Below are 3,186 nucleotides of genomic sequence, written 5' to 3'. Positions count from 1 at the left end.
GCGATCAAAAAAATCAACAGGAAACCCAATGAAATCAATGGCTTGGCAGGCCACCCCTACGCCAGTGCTCGATCTCCTACCGTCACTTTTGACAACGAAAACAAATCGACCCCCAAGCCAGCGGCGCGAGCCTGGCTGTTGCGGTGGGCGTGGGCGCTCTGATCGGTCCGGCACAAGTGGCTGGTCGGCTGCTCGAATTCGGCTTCCTACGGCATGTACACCCGCTGCTGTCCGCGCGACTCGCGGCGTTGGGGCATCCGATGGGCGTGGCGGCCTTGCTCATTGCTGGCCCTGTGCTGGCACCTCTCTTCGCCGTTTTGCATGGCGCGGGCAACGGCATTCTCACCATCGCCAAAGGCACGCTGCCGCTGGTGCTGTTCGGGCCTCAGGGCTATGGACTGCGGCAAGGGTGGCTGATGTTGCCAGCGCGCGTAGCGCAGGCCTTGGCGCCATTTCTTTTCGGATTGGCGCTGGTGCGATGGGGACCGGGTGCGCTTTGGCTGTCGGCGGGTCTGGGCATCATGGCCCTGCTTGCGCTATTAGCCTTGCCAGGAGCAACGACTAGATCGACTCGGTGAGAACACTCAATATTTCGAGTACGGACGTCGGGGGCCCCTTTTGGGCAGCACAACGATTTCTGCGCCGAATCCCCTGGTCCGTGAATCTCACATCGGTAGTCGTCATCCGAGTCGAGACAGGCAGCAATAGCACTGCACAGCTGTAGATTGCTTCAGCGCGCATCGCCGGACCTAAGACCTAACGTCTGACAGACACCGGCGACACTCGGCTAGAAATAGAGGGTCGGCCGTGATTCCAGCAAAATCCGTAGAAGATCAGCTAAGTATTTGATTTAACTAAGTTTTTAGCGACTGTATGGACGTAGCCACCATCCAACGCCTCTTGGACTGTGTGCTCAAAGCATTTCATACGTTGTACAGCGTATGGTTGATGCAGCAGCTAAGACCCGGTTGACAGTCAGTAGTCTATAAACTACAGTGCGCTTATCGATGAGCGAGTTAAAACAAACAGAGACATTCAGGAAATGGCGAACGCGGCTCAAGGACGAACGAGCGCGCATCTTGGTGGCGTCCCGACTGGACCGTCTCGCCTTTGGTCTTGCGGGCGACGTGGAACCCGTGGGGCAGGGAGTCAGCGAATTGCGTATTCACCATGGCCCTGGATACCGCATCTACTTCCAGAAGAGAGGAAGCACGATCATCGTCCTGCTGTGCGGCGGTGACAAAAGCACGCAAGCGAAGGACATCAAGGCTGCAAAGCGCCTGGCTGAAGCATGGAGCGAATGAAATGGCTGAAAAACTGACTACCTATGATCCCGCCGAGGACCTGACTTCTGACGAAGGAATTGCGATCTTCATGGCGGAAGCGTTCCAGACGAATGACGCGGGCTATATCGCGCACGCGCTGGGGGTCGTCGCGCGTGCCAAGGGAATGGCCCAGATTGCTGGGCAAACCGGGCTTTCCCGCGAGCAGCTTTACCGCTCTTTCAGCGAGAACGGAAACCCGACCCTAAAGACGACGCTGGCGGTCATGAAAGCCCTGGGCATCGAGCTGACCGCCAAAGTTCCGGCTGCCGCATAACCGTCTGACCGCCAACCATCCGGCGCGAAGCGCATGTGCATCATGCAGCGCGTGATGCCGTGGGTAAGGGAACGCATAGCAAGTTGACGCTTAGCGCGAAAGTATCGTGCTGCTGCGCTACTAGCGTTTGGGCACGGTCTTCGTTTTGGACCGCTTCGCGAGTGTCCCAGCGTTGGCGACCCCCTGGGGATGACGTGTCTTGAGATCGACCAACAGTTCCGTCGTGTCTTTTCGGAACTGCTCCTGTTGCGACTGGGCTGTCTGCAGGTCCTCGCGTGCAGCATGAATATGCGGACCTGCATACCCTTTTGGGCGGGTTTTTCACGACCGAAGCAGGACCAGGCGCCGTTGCATTGAAGCGCTCCAGCATGCCAGCCAAGGGTTTACCCTTGCATCCTAACCGGGTCATTTGCACCGAATCTGAGACCACCCCTATTTGCGGTACAGGGGGTTGAGGCTCACATAGACCCGGTACTGCTTGTCAGAGAAGCCTGCAGGCGCGAACTTGGCCAGCTCCCATGAACGACCACCAAGGCCGTTGAAGGTCCAAGCAAACTGGTTGCCGTCATTTCCGCGAAAGATGACGGTTTCGCCGTAAGTGATGTTGGCGTGCTTGGTGGAGTTCAGGTCGATGACGCGAGCCGACGCCCCTGCAGGTGCAGGTTGCCCGATAAGCGATTGCTCCTTCCCGACTACGCCAGCGGCAGAAGCGCTACCCAGCGTGGCTGCAATGGCGATGGCGAAGGTGGCTTGACGGAGAGTGTTGAGTTTGGACATTGAGAACCTCATTGGTGGATCAAAGCCTCAGGACTGAGGCAACAGTAGCCGTTTCGGCACTGGGATGAACTTTATGAGGTAGACCCAAACAACTCGAAGTCCGCAAAATGACAAATCAGTCATCTTCGGGAAATGGTGGTGAGGAGTGGCTTGCTTCCTGGAGTTGACTTCGTCGAACACCGTCGGTAAGCGTCCGGCCACCCGATCTTGACGAGTCCTCTACGGACGCAACTTGCGCATCGCGGCGTTCTCGGTATTGAGGTCGAAGTCAGCAGGGTCGAACGGCCCGCCGTTCCACGCCCACATCGCCAAGTGCTCCGGATGCACGGAGTCGACGATGGCTTGCAGGAAGGCGCTTTAACCCGGTGGCCCGCCCACATCTTCAGGTGGACAGGCGTGGGCTCCGGCCACGCAAAGCAGGCGACTGTTCTTCTCGCTGGGCTCCATGGCCAACTCGACCTGGATTCGGTGGCGCCAGTCATCGCCAAGGTCGTAGGTGCAGATGAATTCGGTTGTACCGTCGGCGAGCACCGCCGCCAGGTCGAACACCCGTTCATCCCGCGTCTCGATTCTGGACGGCCAATCGGGGTCCTTCTCATTCATACGCGCCGACTGGATCAGGCCCATGACGGTGGCTGCGCGCAAGCTGCCGGCAAACAGCCAGTTGTTGCGGTCATGCGAAGCTTCGCATGACCGCAATAAGGCGAACTCCACTTTTATGCGAAGTCGGCACGACGCGGGGCGCCGGTTGCGTAGCCGGCCTTCGCCACGTCGGTCTGATCACCTACTGGACTTCGCATAAGAAGTCGC

The 3,186-nt window shown here is 58.4% G+C and carries 3 protein-coding genes and 2 pseudogenes; 3 read left to right on the top strand and 2 right to left on the bottom strand.

Going from position 1 to position 3,186, the window contains the following annotated elements:
- Positions 1 to 113: 113 nt before the first annotated feature.
- The 3 genes and pseudogenes from FFS09_RS30350 to FFS09_RS30340 form a co-directional block, all read left to right on the top strand.
- Positions 114 to 578 (top strand): annotated as a pseudogene (locus tag FFS09_RS30350) (MFS transporter); the annotation flags it as partial.
- Positions 579 to 1,007: 429 nt separating this feature from the next.
- Positions 1,008 to 1,304, top strand: coding sequence for a type II toxin-antitoxin system RelE/ParE family toxin (locus FFS09_RS30345; protein WP_137922623.1), 297 nt, complete (start codon positions 1,008 to 1,010; stop codon positions 1,302 to 1,304).
- A 1-nt stretch (position 1,305) separates the two neighbouring features.
- Positions 1,306 to 1,599: an addiction module antidote protein gene (locus FFS09_RS30340; protein ID WP_137922622.1), complete on the top strand. Its 294-nt coding sequence runs from the start codon at positions 1,306 to 1,308 to the stop codon at positions 1,597 to 1,599.
- Between the two features lie 432 nt (positions 1,600 to 2,031).
- On the opposite strand, the gene FFS09_RS30335 is transcribed toward FFS09_RS30340, so the two are convergent.
- Together FFS09_RS30335 and FFS09_RS31350 are read right to left on the bottom strand one after the other, a co-directional pair.
- A complete protein-coding gene (locus FFS09_RS30335) occupies positions 2,032 to 2,376 on the bottom strand; it encodes a CzcE family metal-binding protein (RefSeq protein ID WP_171020280.1) in 345 nt (114 codons plus the stop codon).
- Positions 2,377 to 2,733: 357 nt separating this feature from the next.
- Positions 2,734 to 3,048: pseudogene (locus FFS09_RS31350) on the bottom strand (IS1096 element passenger TnpR family protein); the annotation flags it as partial.
- Between the last annotated feature and the right edge of the window lie 138 nt (positions 3,049 to 3,186).

This window comes from Hydrogenophaga sp. 2FB, from assembly GCF_005503365.1.
In the GTDB taxonomy this organism is placed as follows: Bacteria; Pseudomonadota; Gammaproteobacteria; order Burkholderiales; family Burkholderiaceae_C; genus Hydrogenophaga.
Note: the sequence above shows the minus strand (reverse complement) of the source record. Positions and strands in the feature narration are given on the sequence as shown.